The sequence below is a fragment of the Pseudomonas sp. WS 5532 genome, from assembly GCF_012985445.1.
Classification (GTDB): Bacteria; Pseudomonadota; Gammaproteobacteria; order Pseudomonadales; family Pseudomonadaceae; genus Aquipseudomonas; species Aquipseudomonas edaphica.
Genome location: NZ_JAAQWK010000040.1, coordinates 1 through 18939, shown reverse-complemented (window position 1 = coordinate 18939; position 18939 = coordinate 1). Strand labels below are relative to the sequence as shown.

Sequence of the window (18939 nt, the reverse complement as noted above, 5' to 3'; positions counted from 1 at the left end):
TAATGTGGGAGCTGGCTTGCCAGCTCCCACATTGACCTCATCAGCCTTGAGATTGGGTCAGTTCTTCCAGGGTCTTGCCCTTGGTCTCCATCCCAAACACCCACACCACCAGCGCCGCCACCGCAAAACACAGCGCCCCCAAGGCAAACACCCCACCCTGCCCGGTTATCGGAAACACCAGCCCGGTTACCAACGGCCCCAGCAATGACCCGACCCGGCCAATCGCCGAGGCAAACCCGGAACCGGTGGCCCGCGCCGAAGTGGGATACAGCTCCGGCGTGTAGGTGTACAGCACCGCCCACATGCCAAACAGAAAGAACTGCATCAACAACCCCGAGGTAATCAGCAGCCCCACGTTGCCGCCAAACACCGCGCTCTGCCCATACAGAAACGCCATCACCCCGCCGCCCAGCAATGTCACCACACACACCGGTTTACGGCCCCAACGTTCCACCAGCCAGGCCGCCATCAAGAAGCCCGGTATCCCGCCCAGGGAAATGATCACCGTGTAATACACCGATTGCGTCACGGCAAAACCCGACTGCTGCAACAGCGCACTCAGCCAGGAGGTCAGCCCGTAGAAACCCAGCAAGGCAAAAAACCACACGCTCCAGATCATCATCGTGCGTTGGCGATACTGCGCCGACCACAACTGCTGGAACGCCGAGAAAAACGTGCCCGGCACGCTCTCAACCCGCGGCAAGGCAATCGGCTCCGGCAAGTCCGTACGCCCCAGCGAGTCGCGGACCTTCTGCTCAATGCCGAGCAACACCTTGTCCGCCGCTGCATGCCGCCCGGCCTGTTCCAGCCAGCGTGGCGATTCCGGGATAAAAAAACGAATCGCCAGCACAAACACCGCCGGTACCGCCAACACCAGGAAGATGTCGCGCCAGCCAATCACCGGCAGCAAAAAGTAGGACAGCACACCCGCCGCCACAAACCCCAGCGGCCAGAAGCCATCCATCAAGGCGATATATCGCCCACGGCCCTTGGCGGGAATCAGCTCCGAGAGCATCGACTGCGCAATCGGGAATTCCATACCCATGCCGATCCCCAGCAGGATGCGAAACAGCGTCAGCGTTTCCACCGTCTGCGCCGTGGAGCACAGGTAACTGGCGACGCCCCACAACACGATGCTCCACTGAAACACCGGCTTGCGCCCGAAACGGTCAGCCAACATGCCGGACAAGGACGCACCGACCACCATGCCGAAAAAACTCGAACTGGCGAGTAACCCGGCCTGGGCCGTGCTCAGGCCGAACTCGGTTTTTATCGAGCCCAACAGGAAGGTCATCATCGCCAGGTCCATGGAGTCGAAAAAAAACGCCAAGGCGATGATGATGAAAATGATTCGGTGGTAACCGCTGATGGGCAACCGTTCCAGCCGTTCCGCTGCGCTATAGCCTTGCATACCCATGCCATACCCCCCGAGTGAAAAATCCCCAAGGCGAGTGTGCGGCATCGTTTTACCCGATTATTGCTGGATACGACCTGACTGAAACTCTGAACGACGCACGCACCTACGCCGTGGCCAGACGGTTGATTTCCGCAAGCCCCAGGTCGGTCACCAGCAAGGCACGCGACTCGTTGACCGCGTTGATCCAGCCGCACTGCAAAAACAACTGCAACAACCCGGCCCCCAATGCCCCCCCCAGGTGCGGCTGCTGCTGGCTCCAGTCAAAACAGTCGCAGGCCAACGGCGCAGACAGTGCCTGGATAAAGATGCCCAGGGTCGCGAAATGCTGCGCGCCGGTGACGGTCACGTCGGTACGCTGTTCGTAGCGGTCGATCCAGCCGGCCTCCAGCATGCGCTGATAAAGCCCCGCTGCCAGTTCACCGCCCAGATGCCCCTGGCACAAACGCGCGCGCCGCAACGGCGGCGGCGCCAGGGATACTCGCGGGGAAACCTGCGGAGCGTTGCGTGCGGCACAGGCCAAGGTGGTACAGGCCAATGCGTCGACGGCCGCACAGACATCCACGGCGGCCATGCGAAACAGGCGCTTGCCGCGCTTGGCCTCGCTGCGCAGCAAACCGCTGCCGATAAGGCGCGCAAGATGCGCATTGGCCGACGCGGCGGACAGCCCGGCGAGCATAGCCAGTTCGTCTGCGGTTTTCGCCGAACCGTCCATCAGTGACCAGAGCATGGCGGTGCGCTTGGGCTCAGCGAGCAAGCTGGCGATCTGACTGATGCAAGGTGCTTCTTCCATGTATTCACTCCTTGTAAATCATTTGTCTGCTGCGGTTGGAACCAAAGTATAGGGGCGCAAACCGCCCATTCCGCGGCGTCCGACAGCGCGAATGGGGACAGGCTCTGAGTGAAATTTCTGGCTTTGGTGGAGGCTATTGCCTAACGCTCTATCGCCCCGGCCTTTGCGCGGTCAAAGCCGCACAACGGGACACGAGCATTTCCCGCAGCAGGTTAATGGGTTTACTCAACTGAGCACGGTGGGCGCACAGCAGGTTGAGCGGCGTGCGCTCGCCGCGTAGCTCCGGCAACACCAGGCGCAAACGCCCCGCGAGCACGTCGGTGCTCACATCCAGCCACGACTTGTAGGCAATGCCGACACCCGCCACCGCCCAGCGGCGCACCACATCGGCGTCGTCACTGAAGCGATCACCGCTTACCGTCAGGCCGACCTCGCGCTTGCCGTCGTAAAAACCCCAGTGGTCGTGGACACGACTGCCCAGCATGTACAACAGGCAATTGTGCTGCGCCAACTGCTCAAGATGCCGGGGCTCGCCATGCCGTGCCAGGTAGCTGGGTGCGGCGCACAGCACGCGAATGTTGTCCGGGGCGATGGGCAGCGCGACCAGGCTGGAATCTTCAGGCTCGCCGTAGCGCAGGGCGATATCCACCGGCTGGCGGAACAGGTCGGCAATGCGGTCGCCCAGCCGCAGGCGGATGTTCAATTGCGGGTATTCAAGCTGAAACTCATCCAGCCACGGCAGTAACTGGTTGCGCCCGAAATCCGACGGCGCCGACAGTTGCAGCACACCGCTGACATGGTCCTGGCCGCTGGCCAATAAGCGCCGCCCTTCGTCCAGCGAACTCAACGCGGCGCGGGCATATTCCAAAAACCCCTCGCCTTCGGCAGTCAGGCGCAAACTGCGGGTGGAGCGCGCCAGCAAGCGCGTGCCCAGTTGCTGTTCGATACGCTTGAGCGCCGCGCTCGCCACGGCAGGCGAGAGGTCCATGATGCGTGCAGCGGCCGACAAACTGCCGAGGTCCGCCGCCCGCACAAACAACTGCAAATCATCAAAACGCAGCATGTACCCTCGCCTATTATCAAAATTCTATTGAAACAGACTGCTGTTTTAGCCGCTTTTATCTGTGCTGGAAATAGCTAATCATCTGTCCATCCCGTTCACCACGTGTCTGGAGTTGAATATGTCCGCTGCCTTTAACGTCATCGCCACGCTGATCGCCAAACCCGGCCAGCAGGCCAAGTTGGAAACCCTGCTGCGCGGCCTGTTGGAACCGACTCGCCTGGAAGCCGGTTGCGAGCAGTACGACCTGCACCAGGACCTGCAACACCCGGAAACCTTCTACATGCTCGAACGCTGGAGCGACGACGCGGCGCTGGCCGATCACGACCAGAGCGCGCATATCCAAAGCTTCCGCGCCAAGGCTGCGGATGTGCTCGAACATTTCGAACTCAAGCGCCTGCAATTTCTTGCCTGATCACCCCATCAGCAAGTTTTTGTGGCGAGTACGCTTGCTTGCGCTGGAGTGCGAAGCGCTTACCGACAGGTTTTGGGGCTGCTTCGCAGCCCAGCGGGAGCAAGCTCCCTCGCCACATTTAGCCTGACTCTCGACCACCTTCTTTACTCGGAGCCAATATGAAAGCCATTGCCTACTACGCCTCACTGCCGATCAGCGACGAAAAATCCCTGCAAGACATCCAATTGCCGGAGCCGGTCGCCGGCCCGCGTGACCTGCTGGTGGAAGTCAAAGCCATCTCGGTCAACCCGGTGGACACCAAAGTGCGCCAGAACGTCGCCCCGGAAAACGGCGCGGCCAAGGTACTGGGTTGGGACGTGGCCGGTGTGGTCAAGGCGGTCGGCAGCGAAGTGACGCTGTTCAAGGCGGGCGACAAGGTGTTCTACGCCGGTTCCCTGGTGCGCCCAGGCGGCAACAGCGAACTGCACACCGTGGATGAACGCATCGTCGGCCATATGCCCAAGAGCCTGGGTTTTGCCGAAGCCGCCGCACTGCCACTCACCGCCATCACCGCCTGGGAGCTGCTGTTCGAGCGCCTGCAAGTGCGTGAAGGTAAAGAAGATGAAGGCCAGAGCCTGCTGATCGTCGGCGCTGCCGGCGGTGTGGGTTCGATCCTGACCCAGTTGGCCAAGCAGCTCACCGCATTGAACGTTATCGGCACCGCCTCACGCCCGGAAACCCAGGAATGGGCCAAGGCGCTCGGCGCCGATGTGGTGATCGATCACAGCCAGCCACTGAGCGAGGCGTTGAAAAATGCCGGCCAGGCGCAGGTAACCCACGTCGCCAGCCTGACCCAGACCGACCATCACTTGGACGAACTGGTCGAAGCCCTGCAGCCGCAAGGCAAGCTGGCGTTGATCGACGACCCCAAGGTGCTGGATGTGAGCAAACTCAAGCGCAAGAGCCTGTCACTGCACTGGGAGTTCATGTACACACGCTCGATGTTCGAGACGCCGGACATGATCGAACAGCACAATCTGCTCAACCGCGTGGCCGAACTGATCGACGCCGGCACCTTGAAAACCACGGTGGGCGAGCACTTCGGCGTGATCAACGCAGCCAACCTGCGCCGCGCCCATGCGCTGCTGGAAAGCGGCAAGGCCAAGGGCAAGATCGTATTGGAAGGGTTCTAACAAGTAGCTGTCAGAGTCGTCCATTATTCATGTGAGTAATGGACGACACCGCTAGTCAGAGAGTTGATCTTTGTCATATTTGCGAACGCATTCAGGTTTATATTGGCCGCCTTTGCCACGATTCTTTTACGTGAGGAAGTCAGCAATGAAGATCCTGATAAGAGCGTTAGCAAAATCCCCAGGCAACAAATGGCAGGTCAGCCTCGACGGTGACGCCTTCACCTTCCGCAGTGAGGCCGAGGCCCGCGCCTTTGCCGACACCCTGCAAGCCCGCATCCAGGCGCCCCACCGCATTCCCCTCAGCCAGCAACGCTCCGCCGCCGGCTGATTAGCACCTCAGACCTGCGCCTGCGCGGCCCTCGCCCGTTGCAGGCGCTGGGTCGACACCGCAATCGTCACCGCCAATACACCGCACAAGCTGATGACCATCGCCATCGGCATCGCCGTGCCGTCGTGCAACACGCCGACCAAGGACGCCGCGCCTGCCGCCACACCAAACTGAATGCAACCGAGCAATGCCGAGGCGCTGCCGGCCCGTGCGCCCTGCCCGGCCATGGCACACGCCGAGGTGTTGGGCAAAATGCAGCCCAGGCTGGCGATGCAGATAAACAGCGGCACCAGTAACGGCCATAAAGCCTCGGTACGCAGCGCGGCAATGGCCAACAGCGTCAACGCCGCCGCCACGTAGACCCACACGGTGCGCGACAGCAGAAACGCCGGGCCACGCTTGGCCAGCAACCGCGCATTAAGCTGCGCTACCAGGATAAAGCCGGCGGCATTGGAGCCAAATACCCAGCCGTAATGCTCGGCGGGCACGCCATAGAGTTTGATAAAGACGAACGGGGAACCGGCGATGTAGGCAAACATCCCGGCAATCGAGATACCACCGGTGAGGGCGTAGCCCAGATAAACCCGGTCCGACAACAGGCTGACATAGCGGCTCAGCGAGCCGGACAGCGGTTGACGCGGCTTATCGGCCGGCAAGGTTTCCGGCAACCCGACCGCCACGGCGATGGCCGCCATCACGCTGAAAATCGACAACGCGAGGAAAATCGACTGCCAGCCCCACAGGCCGACCATCACCCCACCCGCCAACGGCGCGAGGATCGGCGCCAGGCCGGTCACCAGCATCAGCTGCGAATAGACTTTGGCCGAGCCCACGGCATCACATTTGTCGCTGACCACCGCCCGCGAAATCACCATGCCCGCGCAGCCGCCAAGGGCTTGCACAAAACGCGCGCCGATCAACCAGTCCAGGGACGGCGCGTAGGCGCAGGCGAAGGACGCCAGGGTAAACAGGGTCACGCCACTGAGCAGCGGCACGCGCCGGCCAAAGCGATCCGCCAGCGGCCCGTAGATCAATTGGCCGATGGCCAGGCCGCCGAAATACACGGCGAGGGTCAGCTGGATGTGTTTTTCGTCGGTGGCAAAAGCGGTGGCCATCGCCGGAAAGCCCGGCAGGTAAAAATCGATCGCCAACGGCGCGAAGGCGCTCAAGGCGCCCAGAATCAGGATTATGCGGAGGTTCATCAGACACCCAAGTGAGTCGGCAGCCCGACAGTCTAGCCGCGCTTGGGTGTGATGAACATTACGATAGCTCGCTAACTATCGGAAATTTTACGCGAGCTTGGCGCTGTAGCCTTCTTCGGTGATCAGCGCGATGACTTGCTCGTCGGACAGCCGGCTTTCAACCCCGACTTCCTTGGCGGCCAGGTTGACGTTGACGCTCGCCGCCGGGTCCTGGCTGTGTACTGCTTGAGTGACCGCCCGAACACAATGGCCGCAGGTCATTCCTTCAACACTGAATACTTGCATGACATGACTCCTTTGATGAGGTTGGCGCCAGTCTCGACCTTGCCACGATGGCAAGGTCAAGCGCTCAAAATTGCGACCGGGCTGGTATTCCAGCGTTGCCTCGGCCAAGCTTCATGCATCTTGGATTTGAACCACGGAGCATTCGCCATGCGCTGGTCGTTTTTTAGCCTTATCGGCCTGTTGAGCTTGTCCGCCGCTGCGCCCATGGCGTACGCGGACCAGGACTATGCGGTGTTGATCATTTCCCGCGAGCGCCTGGAAGTGCCGACCAATTGCGAAATCGGCCTGTATATCCAGGACCAGTTGGCCGGGCGCCTGTTCCAGGAACAGGCCACCTCGTTCAACTTGCCGGCGGGCAATGTGTCGCTGCGCCTCAAGCTGCTGCCGGGTCAATCGCCAGGTTGCCTGCCGGGCATGCTCGCACCGCCTGCGCAGAACATCACGTTGAAGGCCGGAGACATACGCAAACTGCGTATCGCCCAAGGCCCGGACGGTATGTACCTTAAACCCGCCGCACTGGAGTATTAAAGGCGCTTGACCTTCCCCGCAGGTCAAGGTTGATGCTAGGGGCAACTTCTCTGGAGGACTGCCCCATGAATGGATCCACCACCTTTGACCTGCCCATCAGCGGCATGACCTGCGCCAGCTGTGCCGGGCGTGTCGAGCGCGCGCTGGGCAAGGTGCCGGGGGTGCAAAGCGTCAGCGTCAACCTGGCCAACGAACGTGCCCACGTCGAAGTACTCGGCCAGATGGACCCCGGCGTGCTGATCGCCGCCGTCGACAAGGCCGGCTACACCGCCACCCTGCCGCAAAGCGAGACCGTCACCGACGCTAAACAGGCCCAGCGTCTGCACCACGAGCGCTGGTCGTTGTTGTTGGCCATCGCGTTGGCGCTGCCATTGGTGCTGCCGATGCTGGTGGAGCCGTTCGGCCTGCATTGGATGCTCCCGGCCTGGGTGCAATTCGCGCTGGCCACTCCCGTGCAATTCATCTTTGGCGCACGCTTCTATATAGCCGCCTGGAAAGCCGTGCGCGCCGGTGCTGGCAATATGGACCTGCTGGTGGCCATCGGCACCAGCGCCGGTTATGGCCTGAGCATTTATGAATGGCTCACCGCGCCCGTGGGCACTATGCCGCACCTGTATTTCGAAGCCTCGGCCGTGGTGATCGCCCTGGTGTTGCTGGGCAAATACCTCGAAAGCCGCGCCAAGCGCCAGACCGCCAGCGCCATCCGTGTCCTCGAAGCCCTGCGCCCGGAACGCGCGATTCGCGTGTTTGAAGGCCGTGAAGAAGACGTCGCCATCACTGCGCTGAAGCTCGACGACCTGGTGCTGGTCAAACCCGGCGAGCGCTTCCCGGTGGACGGCGAAGTGGTGGACGGCCAAAGCCATGCCGACGAGGCCTTGATCAGCGGCGAGAGCCTGCCGGTGCCGAAACAGCCGGGCGACAAGATCACCGGCGGCGCCATTAATGGCGAAGGCCGCTTGCTGGTACGCACCCAGGCGCTGGGTGCAGAAAGTGTGCTGGCGCGAATCATCCGTCTGGTGGAAGACGCCCAGTCTGCCAAGGCACCGATCCAGAAACTGGTGGATAAAGTCAGCCAGGTCTTTGTGCCGACCGTGCTGGTGCTGGCCTTGGTTACGCTGGTGGGGTGGTGGTTGTACGGCGCTTCACTGGAAACCGCGATCATCAATGCCGTCGCGGTGCTGGTGATTGCTTGCCCATGCGCCCTGGGCCTGGCCACACCGACCGCCATCATGGCCGGCACCGGCGTGGCGGCGCGCTATGGCATCCTGATCAAGGACGCCGAAGCGCTGGAACGTGCCCATGCCGTCAGCGCGGTGGTGTTCGACAAGACCGGCACACTCACCTCCGGCGCGCCAAAAATTGCGCACCTGGCCGCGGTGGATGGCAATGAAGATTTATTGCTGCAACAGGCTGGCGCCTTGCAACGCGGCAGCGAGCACCCGTTGGCCAAGGCCGTGCTGGATGCGTGTGGTGAAAAAGGGCTGATCGTGGCGGACGTGAGCGCCAGCCAATCGCTGACCGGACGCGGCATTGCTGGCACTTTGGATGGCCGTGAACTGGCCTTGGGCAACCGCCGCATGCTCGAAGAGAACGGCTTGAGCGCAGGTGAGCTGGCCGAGTCTGCCAACGCCTGGGAAGCCGAAGGCCGCACCTTGTCGTGGTTGATTGAACAAGGCGCACAACCACGCGTGTTGGGGCTGTTTGCGTTTGGCGACACCCTCAAGCCCGGCGCATTGGAAGCCGTGGAACAACTCAAGGCTCAGCACATCAGCAGCCACTTGCTCACCGGCGATAATCGCGGCAGTGCCCGCGTGGTCGCCCTGGCGCTGGGCATCGATGATGTACACGCCGAAGTGCTGCCAGCCGACAAGGCCGCGACGGTGGCCGAGCTGAAAAAGACCGGCGTCGTCGCCATGGTCGGCGATGGCATCAACGACGCCCCGGCCCTGGCCGCCGCCGATATCGGCATCGCCATGGGCGGCGGTACCGATGTGGCTATGCACGCCGCCGGGATCACGCTGATGCGTGGCGACCCGCGCCTGGTGCCGGCCGCGCTGGAGATCAGCCGCAAGACCTACGCAAAAATCCGCCAGAACCTGTTCTGGGCCTTTGTGTATAACTTGATCGGCATTCCGCTGGCTGCCTTTGGCCTGCTCAACCCGGTGCTCGCAGGTGCGGCCATGGCCTTGTCCAGCGTCAGCGTGGTGAGCAATGCGTTATTGTTGAAAACCTGGAAACCGAGCATTTGGAAACCGGAGCAATTGGAGGACAAGCGCCCATGAACATAGGCCAAGCCGCCCGCCAGAGCGGGCTGAGCGCCAAGATGATTCGCTACTACGAATCCATCGGCCTGCTCAAAGCCGCGCACCGCACCGACAGCGGCTACCGCGTGTATGGCAGCGATGACTTGCACACGTTGGCGTTTATCAAACGCTCGCGGGATCTGGGGTTTTCGTTGGAAGAAGTCGGCAAGCTGCTGACCCTGTGGCAAGACCGCCAGCGGGCCAGCGCCGACGTAAAAGCCCTGGCGCGCCAGCACATCGAGGCGCTGAACCAGAAGATTCTGGAGCTGGGGCAATTGCGCGACACGTTGCAGGACCTGGTGGAACACTGCCAGGGTGACCATCGGCCGGATTGCCCGATACTCAAGGAGTTGGCGTCGGGCAGCTGTTGCGCCTGATCAGCTCTGCACAAAACAAATATGGGAACAGGCTTATGTGGCGGCTGCCTTATGTGGGAGCTGGCTTATGTGGGAGCTGGCTTGCCTGCGATTGCATCACCGCGATTTAACTGACATACCGAGGTGTCTGCATCGCAGGCAAGCCAGCTCCCACACAAGCCAGCTCCCACAACAAGCCAGCTCCCACACTTTTTAGATCTCCAATTGCCGGGAGATCACTGCATCCAAGGCGGCGGCGGTTCTTCCGCAGTCTTGCTCGGTGGCGCATCATCCGCCGCCCGAACCGCTTGCTTGCGCTCTTCATCCAGCCGCGCCGCTTCGATTTCGCGGATCACACCGCCCACATCCGCCAGCTCTTCCGGCTCATCAAACTCGCCGGTCAACACGCTGGCCGGGTGCAAGGTGCCGGCTTCGTACAGTGCCCACATTTCCTTGGCGTACTTGGTCTTCTTCAACTCCGGGGCAAAACGCCCGAAGTAGGAAGCCATGTTGCCCACATCCCGCTCCAGCATGCTGAATGCGTGGTTGTTGCCCGCCGCATCCACTGCCTGGGGCAGGTCGATGATCACCGGGCCGGTCGGCGTGAGCAGTACGTTGAACTCGGACAGGTCACCGTGCACCAGGCCAGTACACAGCATCAGCACGATCTGGGAAATCAGGAAGGCGTGATATTCGCGCGCCTGGTCCGGCTCCAGCGTTACGTCGTTAAGACGCGGCGCTGCATCGCCGTACTCGTCGGCCACCAGTTCCATCAGCAGCACGCCTTCCAGGAAGTCGAACGGCTGAGGCACGCGAACGCCCGCGCCGGCGAGGCGGAACAACGCCGCCACTTCGGCGTTTTGCCAAGCGTCTTCGGTTTCTTTCTTGCCGAACTTGGAGCCTTTGGCCATGGCCCGGGCCTGGCGGCTGTTACGAACCTTACGGCCTTCCTGGTATTCGGATGCCTGACGAAAACTTCGTTTATTCGCCTCCTTGTAAACCTTGGCGCAACGCAATTCATTGCCGCAGCGCACCACATAAACAGCTGCTTCTTTACCGCTCATGAGAGGGCGCAGCACTTCGTCGACCAGACCGTCTTCGATCAGGGGTTCAATGCGTTTAGGAGTCTTCATCAGCTTTTATTGTGGGTCCTTTATTACCAAATACGCGTATGGCACTCGTTATACGGCAATCGGCGCGCCGGTGGGAGGGGCTACCGACCTCTGACCGCTGAAGAATGCACTCAATATGCCAATTTCGTCGGCATTCAGCGTTCGATAATCGCCGTCACGCCCTGGCCGCCAGCGGCGCAGATCGAAATCAGCCCTCTGCCCTTGCCCGCCGCGTCGAGCAATTTGGCCAGGTTGGCGACGATGCGCCCGCCTGTGGCGGCAAACGGGTGGCCGGCCGCCAATGAGCTGCCTTTGACGTTGAGCCGGCTGCGATCAATGGCGCCCAGCGGCGCGTCGAGCCCCAGACGCGTCCTGCAATACTCCGGGTCTTCCCAGGCCTTGAGCGTGCACAAAACTTGGGCAGCAAAGGCTTCGTGAATCTCGTAGTAGTCAAAATCCTGGAGTGTCAGGCCATTTCTCGCCAGCAAGCGTGGCACTGCGTACACCGGTGCCATGAGCAGGCCTTCGGCGCCGTTGACGAAATCCACAGCCGCCGCTTCGCCATCGCGCAAGTAAGCAAGAATCGGCAAGCCACGTTCCTTGGCCCAGGCTTCACTGCCCAGCAGCACCAAGGAGGCGCCGTCGGTCAGTGGCGTGGAGTTACCGGCGGTGAGCGTGCCCTTTTCACTGCGCTCGAACGCCGGTTTAAGGTTGGCGAGTTTTTCCAGGGTCAGGTCGGGGCGCAGGTTATTGTCGCGGGTCAGGCCGAGAAACGGAGTAAGCAAATCGTTGTGCCAGCCTTCAGCGTAGGACGCGGCCATTTTCTGATGGCTTTCCAACGCCAGTTGATCCTGCTCGGCACGCGGTATCTGCCAGGTCTGCGCCATCAGCTCGCAATGCTGGCCCATGGACAGGCCGGTGCGCGGCTCGCCATTGCGTGGCAGCTCCGGCTTAAGGTGATGGGGACGAAGTTGTAACAGGACTTTTAATTTATCCGCCATGGACTTGCTGCGGTTGGCTTGCAACAAGATTTTGCGCAGGCCTTCATTCACACCAATCGGCGCATCGGACGTAGTGTCGACGCCGCCGGCAATCCCGCATTCGATCTGCCCCAGGGCAATCTTGTTGGCCACCAGCAACGCCGCTTCCAGCCCGGTGCCGCACGCCTGCTGAATGTCATAGGCCGGGGTTTGCGGCGACAGGCGCGAGCCCAGCACGCATTCGCGGGTGAGGTTGAAGTCGCGCGAATGCTTGAGCACCGCACCGGCCGCCACCTCGCCGATGCGCAGGCCGTGCAGGTTGTAGCGCTCGATCAGGCCTTCGAGGGCAGCGGTGAGCATCGCCTGGTTACTCGCCATGGCATATGGGCCATTGGAACGGGCGAAGGGGATGCGGTTACCGCCAATGATCGCTACACGGCGCAATTGAGTCATGGAAAGCTCCCTGAAGGTTATGGGGTGAATCTCTGAGCCTAGCCTAGGCTCAATCGAACGACTTTCACCTATTGATGGTCCACCGTTTGAACCCCAGCACTCGGAGAGCGTTCCATGTCTGACCGTTATATCGACTTCGCCAACTCAAGCCTCGGCCATCGCCTGGTCGCCGCCATTGGCCTGCCGTCACCGGTACGCCTGGAACGCTGGCAAGCTGGGCGCCTGCGCCCGGTGGAAGGTGCTCTGCTGCTGGGCGGTGGCGCGCTGGCCGCCAAGGTGCAGGTATTTGCGCACAAACTGACCGACGCGATTTACACCTACGGCGCCGAATCATCGACCTGGATCCCAGGCCACGGCCCCAAGCTCAAGGCCGTGGTGTTTGACGCCAGCGACTTGCAGCACACCGACCAGCTCAAGCAACTGCGCGAATTCTTTCAGCCTTTGCTGAAAAATCTCGATCACAGCGCACATCTGGTGATTCTGGGACGCGCGCCGGAAAGCCTCAGCGACCCGTTTGCCGCCAGCGCACAGCGTGCCCTGGAGGGTTTCAGCCGTTCACTGGCCAAGGAATTGCGCAGCGGCGGCGTGTTGCAACTGTTGTATGTGGGCGACGGCGCTGAAGATCAGCTGGAAGGCGCGCTGCGTTTCTTCCTGTCACCGAAAAGTGCGTATATCTCTGGCCAGGTCATTCGCCTGCAAGCCTGCGCCACCCCGGTTGAAGACTGGACGCGCCCGCTGGCCGGGCGCAAGGCGCTGGTCACGGGTGCTGCGCGTGGTATCGGCGCCTCCATTGCCGAAACCCTGGCGCGCGACGGTGCCGAAGTGATCGTGCTGGATGTGCCCCAGGCCAAGGCCGACCTCGAAGCCCTCGCCGCTCGCTTGGGTGCGCGCACCGTGGTGCTGGATATCTGCGCCGAAGACGCGGCCACACAGTTGATCGAACACCTGCCCGACGGCATCGACATCGTGGTGCATAACGCCGGCATCACCCGCGATAAAACCCTGGCCAACATGACGCCGGAATATTGGGACGCCGTACTGGCGGTCAACCTCAACGCGCCCCAAGTGCTGACCAAAGCCCTGCTTGATAGCGGCACCCTGCACGACAACGGCCGCGTGGTGCTGCTGGCGTCGATCAGCGGGATTGCCGGTAATCGCGGGCAAACCAACTACGCCGCGAGCAAGGCCGGGCTGATTGGCCTGGCACAGGCGTGGGCGCCGCTGCTGGGCGAGCGTGGCATCAGCATCAACGCGGTCGCGCCGGGTTTTATCGAAACCCAGATGACCGCGCACATTCCCTTCGCCCTGCGTGAAGCCGGGCGGCGCATGAGTTCCTTGGGCCAGGGTGGTTTGCCGCAAGACGTGGCCGAAGCCGTCGCCTGGCTCGGGCAGCCGGGTTCCGGGGCCGTCAGCGGCCAGGCGCTGCGCGTATGTGGGCAAAGCCTGCTGGGAGCGTGACTATGCAGTGGCAGACATTGGACAGCACCCCGTTTCTGTTGCCGCTGTATTGGCGGGCGGCGCTCAAGCGCAAGATCAGCGGCAGCACCTTGCCGGATGAAGGGTTGCGCTGCCATGTGCGCGTGAACCCGGCCGACGTCGCGGCTTATCGCAAGGTCTGCGGGTTTGCCGACAGCCCGGTGCTGCCGGGCACTTACCCGCATATCCTGGCGTTCGGTTTGCAGATGCAATTACTCACCGACAAAAAATCCCCCTTTCCACTGCTGGGGCTGATTCACCTGAGCAATCGCATTCGTATCCACCGGCCATTGGGCGGCGTGAATAGCCTGCTGGTCGGTGTATACGCGCACAATCTGCAGCCCCACGCCAAAGGTGCGACCTTTGACATTGTGACCACGGTCGAGGATGCGCTGGGACTGTTGTGGGAAGCCGACAGCCGCATGCTGTGCCGAGGCGTGAAGCTGGACGGCGAGGCGCAAGTGGAGCCCTTGTCCGTCTTCGGCAATGTCAGCGAACTGGCGCGGTGGAAGGCGCCCGCTGATGTCGGCCGCCAATATGCGCGGGTATCCGGCGACTACAACCCGATCCACCTGAGCGCGCTGACGGCCAAGCTGTTCGGCTTTCCCCAGGCTATCGCTCATGGGCTGTGGAATACCGCCCGTACATTGGCCGCGCTACACGAGCACTTGCCTGCCGCCAATGTAGAAATAGACGTCGAGTTCAAAAAACCGGTACGCCTGCCCAGTGAAGTTGTTTTGCTCAGCAGCGCCGCAGGCTCGAGCGGAGAGTTACAGTTGAACGGCGCCGGCGATATTCAACATATGCTCGGCAAGTGGCAACCCATCGCCTGAAAAAAGCACATTAATTGTATATATACACCCTAAGTTATAGCGGACGCCTCGGCGTCCGTTTGTTTATTCAAGCCCATGATTTTTAAAATATAAATATCTTGATACATCCCTCGATTACACCCTTCGTATTAGTCATTAAGCCGACTGCAGCCCGGTGTATATAAATCGTTAATACCAAGTTGAGCGTTGCGCGAAAGAGTGCCCGGGTCTGTGATGACAACACGGACAAACGTATCGCTATCCCTAGAAATAGCGAGCGTTTGAAAACAACCCAGGTTGTACAGGTGCAAGGAAACTCAATCATGAAAACTCAAACTCAAGTAGTGCTTTGGAAAGCAAGTACCGCGCTGGCCCTGGTCATGGCGATGAGCCTCGGTGGCTGCAGCAGCGGTGGTGGCGGGCATCACAGCAGTGTGGCGGCATCTTCTCCTGATGCAGGTGCAGGTAGCGGCGCTGGTGGTGGTACTGGCGGTGGTACAGGTGGCGGAACCGGTGGTGGCACTGGCGGCGGTACAGATGGCGGTACCGGTGGTGGCACTGGCGGCGGCACAGGTGGCGGAACCGGCGGTGGCACTGGCGGCGGCACAGGTGGTGGAACCGGTGGCGGCACTGGTGGCGGAACCGGCGGTGGCACAGGTGGCGGCACCGGTGGTGGCACTGGCGGTGGCACTGGTGGTGGCACTGGCGGTGGCACTGGTGGCGGAACCGGCGGTGGCACAGGTGGCGGCACAGGCGGCGGCACTGGCGGTGGCACTGGTGGCGGAACCGGCGGTGGCACAGGTTCAACCACTACACCTCTGGTTACCGGCCAGATTGCCGGCACCCTGGGCGGCACTGTCGGTAACGTAGGCGCAGCGGTCGGTGACCTCGGTTCGACCTTGAACAATGTGCCTATCGTCGGCACAACAGCAGGCGGCCTGGTTACGGCGACCGGCACTGCAGTCACCAGCATCGGCACTGGCGTCACCAACGGTCTTGGTTCGCTGGGCACTAACAGCAACTCCCTGGGCATCACGGTCGCAGGTGTAGGTAATGGCGTTGCCGATCTGGGCACCGGCCTGTCGACCACTGGGAAATCGCTCTCGACCACCCTCGGCGGCGTACCCGTAGTGGGCGGTTTGACCGGTGGCGTCGGTGGAGCGGTAGGTGGTGTAGTGGACAAAGTCGGTCAAGCCGTCACCATGCTCGGCGATACCGTCAGCACTGCCAGCACCACTGGCCCATTGGGCTCGTTAACTAACACAGTGGGCGGCAAAGTACTGGTGCCTGTGGTGTCGCTGGTGGAAAACACTACCGGCAACCTCGGCAAGGCAACCGGCCTGGGCACCCCTGTGAATGGTCTGCTGGATAAAGTCGGCAGCACCGTCACCGGCCTGGGCACCCAAGTCGCCAGTGCTGGCGGCACCGGCAACCCTGTTACCACCATCGTCGGCAGCGCTCTGACGGGCGTAGGCGGCACACTCGATAAATCCGGCGGCTATGTCGCTCCAGCCAGTGGCGCAGCAGCGCCCGGCCTGCCTGAACTGGTCGGTGGCCTGGTGGCCAACGTGGGTAGCGGCCTGAACGCCGGCAACACCAACGGCACTGTGAGTGCAGCAGGTGTCACCGGTGGCGCATTGGGCAACACGGTCGCCTCGCTCGGCACCGTTCTCGGTGGCACGGGCGTCGCCAACACCGCCGCCACGGCGCCGTTGGCAGGCCTGGCCACTAACGTGGGCGCGGCGTTTAACCCAGTAACGTCCGGTGTAACCAGCCTGACCCAAAACGTCGGCACCACTACCGGCCTCGGCGCTCCGGTCAACGGACTGGTGACACAAGTCGGCGGTGCAGTGAGCGGTATCGGCACTAACCTGACCGCAGCCAATGCCAACCCAGTCACCAACGCGGTAGGTACCACCGTCACCGCAGTCGGCAACACCGTAGGCTCGGTAGGTGGTTTGGTCACCGGTGGCACCAGTGGCAGTAGCGGCGGCTTGCTCGGCGGCCTCACCGGCGGCACCGGCGCCAGCACATCGGGCAGTGGCACTACAACCACGGGTACAAGCGGCGGTCTGGGCGGTTTGCTGAACGGCCTTACCGGCAAAAAATAAATTGCACCTGGCCGATTAGACGGCCTCCCCTACAGCGCCTACGCTTGGTTGAGACGAGAGACCCTTATAAGTCTCTCGTCTTTTTTATGGGCCGGTCTTATCTAAAAAACCTGGCCCTCCCGAACCGCGTCCCAGAACCCGGCGGGCCCGAAACGCTGCTGCAGTTTGACCATGGAGTGTCCTATGCGCGTGTTGACGCCGTTGTTATTGCTCACCCTCAGTGCTTACGTTCAGGCCGAGACCCTTCCCAGCTTCCTCAACAGCAACGACACCATCCGCAACTTGCCGGTGCCCAACCTGCCCGCCGACGCTTATCGGCCGACCACACCCCAGACCCAGTTGCCGCAAGCGCCTGCCACCCAGAACCAGCCGTTGCTGATGGACACCAAAGTCACCATCCGCAAGCTGCAGATCGAGGGCGGTACGATCTACCCGCTGGACGAAACAGCCAAGGCCTATGCGCCCCTGATTGGCCGTGAGACCAACCTCGCGCAACTGATCGAAGCCACCCGCACGATCACGCGTCGCTACCAGCAGGACGGCTACCTGTTGTCCTACGCGTTCCTGCCGCAACAGAGCTTCGAAAACGGCCTGGTGCGCGTGGTATTAGTGGAGGGTTACATCAAGGATTACGAGCAAAGCGGCGACATCGGCTCAGTCTCGGCCTACGTCGACAAGCTGGCTAACAAACTGCTGGCCGAGCGCCCGCTCACGCGCAAGACGTTCGAGCGCTATACCACGCTGATGGGGCGTATTCCCGGCGTGACCCTGCAGGCGCAAGTGCCGCCGCCGGGCACCACCGATGGCGCCACGCACATGAAGATCGAAGCCTCGCGCAAACCCTTTACCACCAGCATGAGCCTGGTCGATAACAACCGTAACGGCACCCAAGCGTTGCTCACCGCCACCAGCAATTCCCAGACGTCCATGGGCGAGCAGCTTTACGTCAGCGGCCTGTTCCCGCCGGGTGACGACAAAGAACATTACTACCGCGTGGGCTACAGCCAATTCATCAATGCCGAGGGCAGCCAGTTGATACTGGGCGCCGAGCGTTATCGCGCCGACCCCAAAAGCAATATCCAGCTGGACGGCGGCTTCGAGCTCAAGCCGCACCAGTCGATCGACCGCTACACCATTGGCCTCAGCCACCCGCTGATTGCCTCACCCAATGAGTCGCTGACCCTGGCCACACGCCTGTATGCGGTAGACCAGACCACGCGCTATCAACTCGTGGGCTACCCCAACCGTTTCGACATCGAAAGCGACCTGCGCGCCCTTGCGTTCGAGGGTGACTGGCGCAAGTCCGACACCCGCCAGTTGCGCATCCTCAGCGCCGGCCTGTACCAAGGCATCAACGGCCTGGGTGCCAGAGCCCACAGCGACCTGGGCACGGCTAAACCTGATCTGGACTTCTTCCGCCTGCGCCTTTCCGGTGTGCAGAGCGACAAGCTCTTCGACAACTGGCAAGGCGTGCTTTCGGGTGCGTTCTACTGGAGCGACGCCACCTTGCCCGACAGCGAGCGCGCCACCTTTGGCGGGCAGAACTTCGGCCGTGGCTACCCCGATGATCAAGCTTCGGGCGACAAGGGCTGGGGCGTGGCGTATGAGGTCAACTACAGCTTCAACCGCGCTGGCGACTGGGTGAAGATTCTGCAACCGTATGTGGTGCTTGACCGCGCCAAGACCTGGTTCAACGAACTGCCGGTCAAAGGCAACGACATGTCCTCGGCGGCCGTGGGCCTGCGCTTCGGCGACAACAAGTACTACAACATCGCCCTGGAAGCGGCCAAGCCGATGTCGGACATCGCCCTGGACAGCTTTAACCGGCGGCCGCGGTATACCTTGAGTTTCAGTTATCAGTTGTGAGGTTTGTGGGAGGCTGCGGGGCTGCGGAGTACATATCCGTTATTTGGGTGATGGCTGCTTATGGTTCCGCTCTTACAGCGGCTCACTTTTGGAAAGACCCAAAAGTAAGCAAAAGGTCTTCGCCCCAACACTCGGTGCCTCGCTTAGGCTCGGCATGCCCGCAATCCGACAGTGATTTGGGGGGCCGCCGCGATGGGCCATCCTTGGCCCAGCGCGGCTAAACCGGCATCCCTGCCGGTTTACCCCCCAAATCCCTGTCAGATTCCGGCCATC

The 18939-nt window shown here is 61.7% G+C and carries 17 protein-coding genes; 10 read left to right on the top strand and 7 right to left on the bottom strand.

The window, feature by feature from the left end; genetic code table 11:
• Positions 1-40: 40 nt before the first annotated feature.
• The 3 genes from HBO23_RS33055 to HBO23_RS33045 all read right to left on the bottom strand — a co-directional run bounded on the left by HBO23_RS33055 (position 41) and on the right by HBO23_RS33045 (position 3270).
• Positions 41-1417 (bottom strand): MFS transporter, encoded by a 1377-nt coding sequence (locus HBO23_RS33055; RefSeq protein WP_026013501.1) that lies wholly within the window; start codon positions 1415-1417, stop codon positions 41-43.
• A 103-nt stretch (positions 1418-1520) separates the two neighbouring features.
• Positions 1521-2207 (bottom strand): helix-turn-helix transcriptional regulator, encoded by a 687-nt coding sequence (locus tag HBO23_RS33050; RefSeq protein ID WP_099550554.1) that lies wholly within the window; start codon positions 2205-2207, stop codon positions 1521-1523.
• 148 nt (positions 2208-2355) lie between these two features.
• Positions 2356-3270, bottom strand: coding sequence for a LysR family transcriptional regulator (locus tag HBO23_RS33045; protein WP_170040931.1), 915 nt, complete (start codon positions 3268-3270; stop codon positions 2356-2358).
• 118 nt (positions 3271-3388) lie between these two features.
• Here HBO23_RS33045 and HBO23_RS33040 point away from each other — a divergent pair, with 118 nt between their 5' ends.
• The 3 genes from HBO23_RS33040 (at position 3389) to HBO23_RS33030 (ending at position 5182) form a co-directional block, all read left to right on the top strand.
• On the top strand, positions 3389-3682 hold the full coding sequence (locus tag HBO23_RS33040) for a putative quinol monooxygenase (RefSeq protein WP_017134713.1): 294 nt from the start codon (positions 3389-3391) through the stop codon (positions 3680-3682).
• A 158-nt stretch (positions 3683-3840) separates the two neighbouring features.
• Positions 3841-4854, top strand: coding sequence for a zinc-binding alcohol dehydrogenase family protein (locus HBO23_RS33035; RefSeq protein ID WP_017134712.1), 1014 nt, complete (start codon positions 3841-3843; stop codon positions 4852-4854).
• A gap of 145 nt (positions 4855-4999) precedes the next feature.
• Positions 5000-5182, top strand: a complete 183-nt coding sequence (locus HBO23_RS33030) for a hypothetical protein (protein WP_017134711.1) — start codon at positions 5000-5002, stop codon at positions 5180-5182.
• A gap of 8 nt (positions 5183-5190) precedes the next feature.
• Here HBO23_RS33030 and HBO23_RS33025 read toward each other — a convergent pair whose 3' ends face one another.
• Positions 5191-6384 carry a multidrug effflux MFS transporter gene (locus tag HBO23_RS33025; protein WP_017134710.1) on the bottom strand — a complete coding sequence of 398 codons (1194 nt, stop codon included), beginning with the start codon at positions 6382-6384 and terminating at the stop codon, positions 5191-5193.
• An 87-nt stretch (positions 6385-6471) separates the two neighbouring features.
• A complete protein-coding gene (locus HBO23_RS33020) occupies positions 6472-6669 on the bottom strand; it encodes a cation transporter (protein WP_017134709.1) in 198 nt (65 codons plus the stop codon).
• A 147-nt stretch (positions 6670-6816) separates the two neighbouring features.
• On the opposite strand from HBO23_RS33020, the gene HBO23_RS33015 reads away from it, so the two are divergent.
• The 3 genes from HBO23_RS33015 (at position 6817) to cueR (ending at position 9877) form a co-directional block, all read left to right on the top strand.
• A complete protein-coding gene (locus tag HBO23_RS33015) occupies positions 6817-7197 on the top strand; it encodes a hypothetical protein (RefSeq protein ID WP_017134708.1) in 381 nt (126 codons plus the stop codon).
• Positions 7198-7262: 65 nt separating this feature from the next.
• Positions 7263-9479 carry a heavy metal translocating P-type ATPase gene (locus tag HBO23_RS33010; protein WP_170040930.1) on the top strand — a complete coding sequence of 739 codons (2217 nt, stop codon included), beginning with the start codon at positions 7263-7265 and terminating at the stop codon, positions 9477-9479.
• Entirely contained in the window at positions 9476-9877 is a 402-nt protein-coding gene (gene cueR, locus HBO23_RS33005) for a Cu(I)-responsive transcriptional regulator (RefSeq protein ID WP_138451223.1), read from the top strand. The genes HBO23_RS33010 and cueR overlap by 4 nt, the downstream gene beginning before the upstream one ends.
• A gap of 215 nt (positions 9878-10092) precedes the next feature.
• Here cueR and HBO23_RS33000 read toward each other — a convergent pair whose 3' ends face one another.
• Both HBO23_RS33000 and HBO23_RS32995 read right to left on the bottom strand, forming a co-directional pair.
• Entirely contained in the window at positions 10093-10989 is an 897-nt protein-coding gene (locus HBO23_RS33000) for a PA4780 family RIO1-like protein kinase (protein WP_017134705.1), read from the bottom strand.
• A 134-nt stretch (positions 10990-11123) separates the two neighbouring features.
• A complete protein-coding gene (locus HBO23_RS32995; protein ID WP_170040929.1) occupies positions 11124-12401 on the bottom strand; it encodes an acetyl-CoA C-acetyltransferase in 1278 nt (425 codons plus the stop codon).
• Positions 12402-12515: 114 nt separating this feature from the next.
• On the opposite strand from HBO23_RS32995, the gene HBO23_RS32990 reads away from it, so the two are divergent.
• From HBO23_RS32990 to HBO23_RS32970, 4 genes are all read left to right on the top strand, one after another.
• A complete protein-coding gene (locus HBO23_RS32990; RefSeq protein WP_017134703.1) occupies positions 12516-13859 on the top strand; it encodes a 3-oxoacyl-ACP reductase in 1344 nt (447 codons plus the stop codon).
• Between the two features lie 2 nt (positions 13860-13861).
• On the top strand, positions 13862-14710 hold the full coding sequence (locus tag HBO23_RS32985; protein WP_170040928.1) for a MaoC/PaaZ C-terminal domain-containing protein: 849 nt from the start codon (positions 13862-13864) through the stop codon (positions 14708-14710).
• Positions 14711-15012: 302 nt separating this feature from the next.
• On the top strand, positions 15013-16800 hold the full coding sequence (locus HBO23_RS32975) for a collagen-like triple helix repeat-containing protein (RefSeq protein ID WP_262378268.1): 1788 nt from the start codon (positions 15013-15015) through the stop codon (positions 16798-16800).
• A gap of 183 nt (positions 16801-16983) precedes the next feature.
• Positions 16984-18666: a ShlB/FhaC/HecB family hemolysin secretion/activation protein gene (locus HBO23_RS32970; protein ID WP_170040927.1), complete on the top strand. Its 1683-nt coding sequence runs from the start codon at positions 16984-16986 to the stop codon at positions 18664-18666.
• The last annotated feature ends 273 nt before the right edge of the window (positions 18667-18939 follow it).

Bases quoted from the DNA above. Each gene is read 5' to 3' on its own strand.
- HBO23_RS33055 (WP_026013501.1), bottom strand. From the start codon at position 1,417: ATGGGTATGCAAGGCTATAGCGCAGCGGAACGGCTGGAACGGTTGCCC.
- HBO23_RS33050 (WP_099550554.1), bottom strand. From the start codon at position 2,207: ATGGAAGAAGCACCTTGCATCAGTCAGATCGCCAGCTTGCTCGCTGAG.
- HBO23_RS33045 (WP_170040931.1), bottom strand. From the start codon at position 3,270: ATGCTGCGTTTTGATGATTTGCAGTTGTTTGTGCGGGCGGCGGACCTC.
- HBO23_RS33040 (WP_017134713.1), top strand. From the start codon at position 3,389: ATGTCCGCTGCCTTTAACGTCATCGCCACGCTGATCGCCAAACCCGGC.
- HBO23_RS33035 (WP_017134712.1), top strand. From the start codon at position 3,841: ATGAAAGCCATTGCCTACTACGCCTCACTGCCGATCAGCGACGAAAAA.
- HBO23_RS33030 (WP_017134711.1), top strand. From the start codon at position 5,000: ATGAAGATCCTGATAAGAGCGTTAGCAAAATCCCCAGGCAACAAATGG.
- HBO23_RS33025 (WP_017134710.1), bottom strand. From the start codon at position 6,384: ATGAACCTCCGCATAATCCTGATTCTGGGCGCCTTGAGCGCCTTCGCG.
- HBO23_RS33020 (WP_017134709.1), bottom strand. From the start codon at position 6,669: ATGCAAGTATTCAGTGTTGAAGGAATGACCTGCGGCCATTGTGTTCGG.
- HBO23_RS33015 (WP_017134708.1), top strand. From the start codon at position 6,817: ATGCGCTGGTCGTTTTTTAGCCTTATCGGCCTGTTGAGCTTGTCCGCC.
- HBO23_RS33010 (WP_170040930.1), top strand. From the start codon at position 7,263: ATGAATGGATCCACCACCTTTGACCTGCCCATCAGCGGCATGACCTGC.
- cueR (WP_138451223.1), top strand. From the start codon at position 9,476: ATGAACATAGGCCAAGCCGCCCGCCAGAGCGGGCTGAGCGCCAAGATG.
- HBO23_RS33000 (WP_017134705.1), bottom strand. From the start codon at position 10,989: ATGAAGACTCCTAAACGCATTGAACCCCTGATCGAAGACGGTCTGGTC.
- HBO23_RS32995 (WP_170040929.1), bottom strand. From the start codon at position 12,401: ATGACTCAATTGCGCCGTGTAGCGATCATTGGCGGTAACCGCATCCCC.
- HBO23_RS32990 (WP_017134703.1), top strand. From the start codon at position 12,516: ATGTCTGACCGTTATATCGACTTCGCCAACTCAAGCCTCGGCCATCGC.
- HBO23_RS32985 (WP_170040928.1), top strand. From the start codon at position 13,862: ATGCAGTGGCAGACATTGGACAGCACCCCGTTTCTGTTGCCGCTGTAT.
- HBO23_RS32975 (WP_262378268.1), top strand. From the start codon at position 15,013: ATGAAAACTCAAACTCAAGTAGTGCTTTGGAAAGCAAGTACCGCGCTG.
- HBO23_RS32970 (WP_170040927.1), top strand. From the start codon at position 16,984: ATGCGCGTGTTGACGCCGTTGTTATTGCTCACCCTCAGTGCTTACGTT.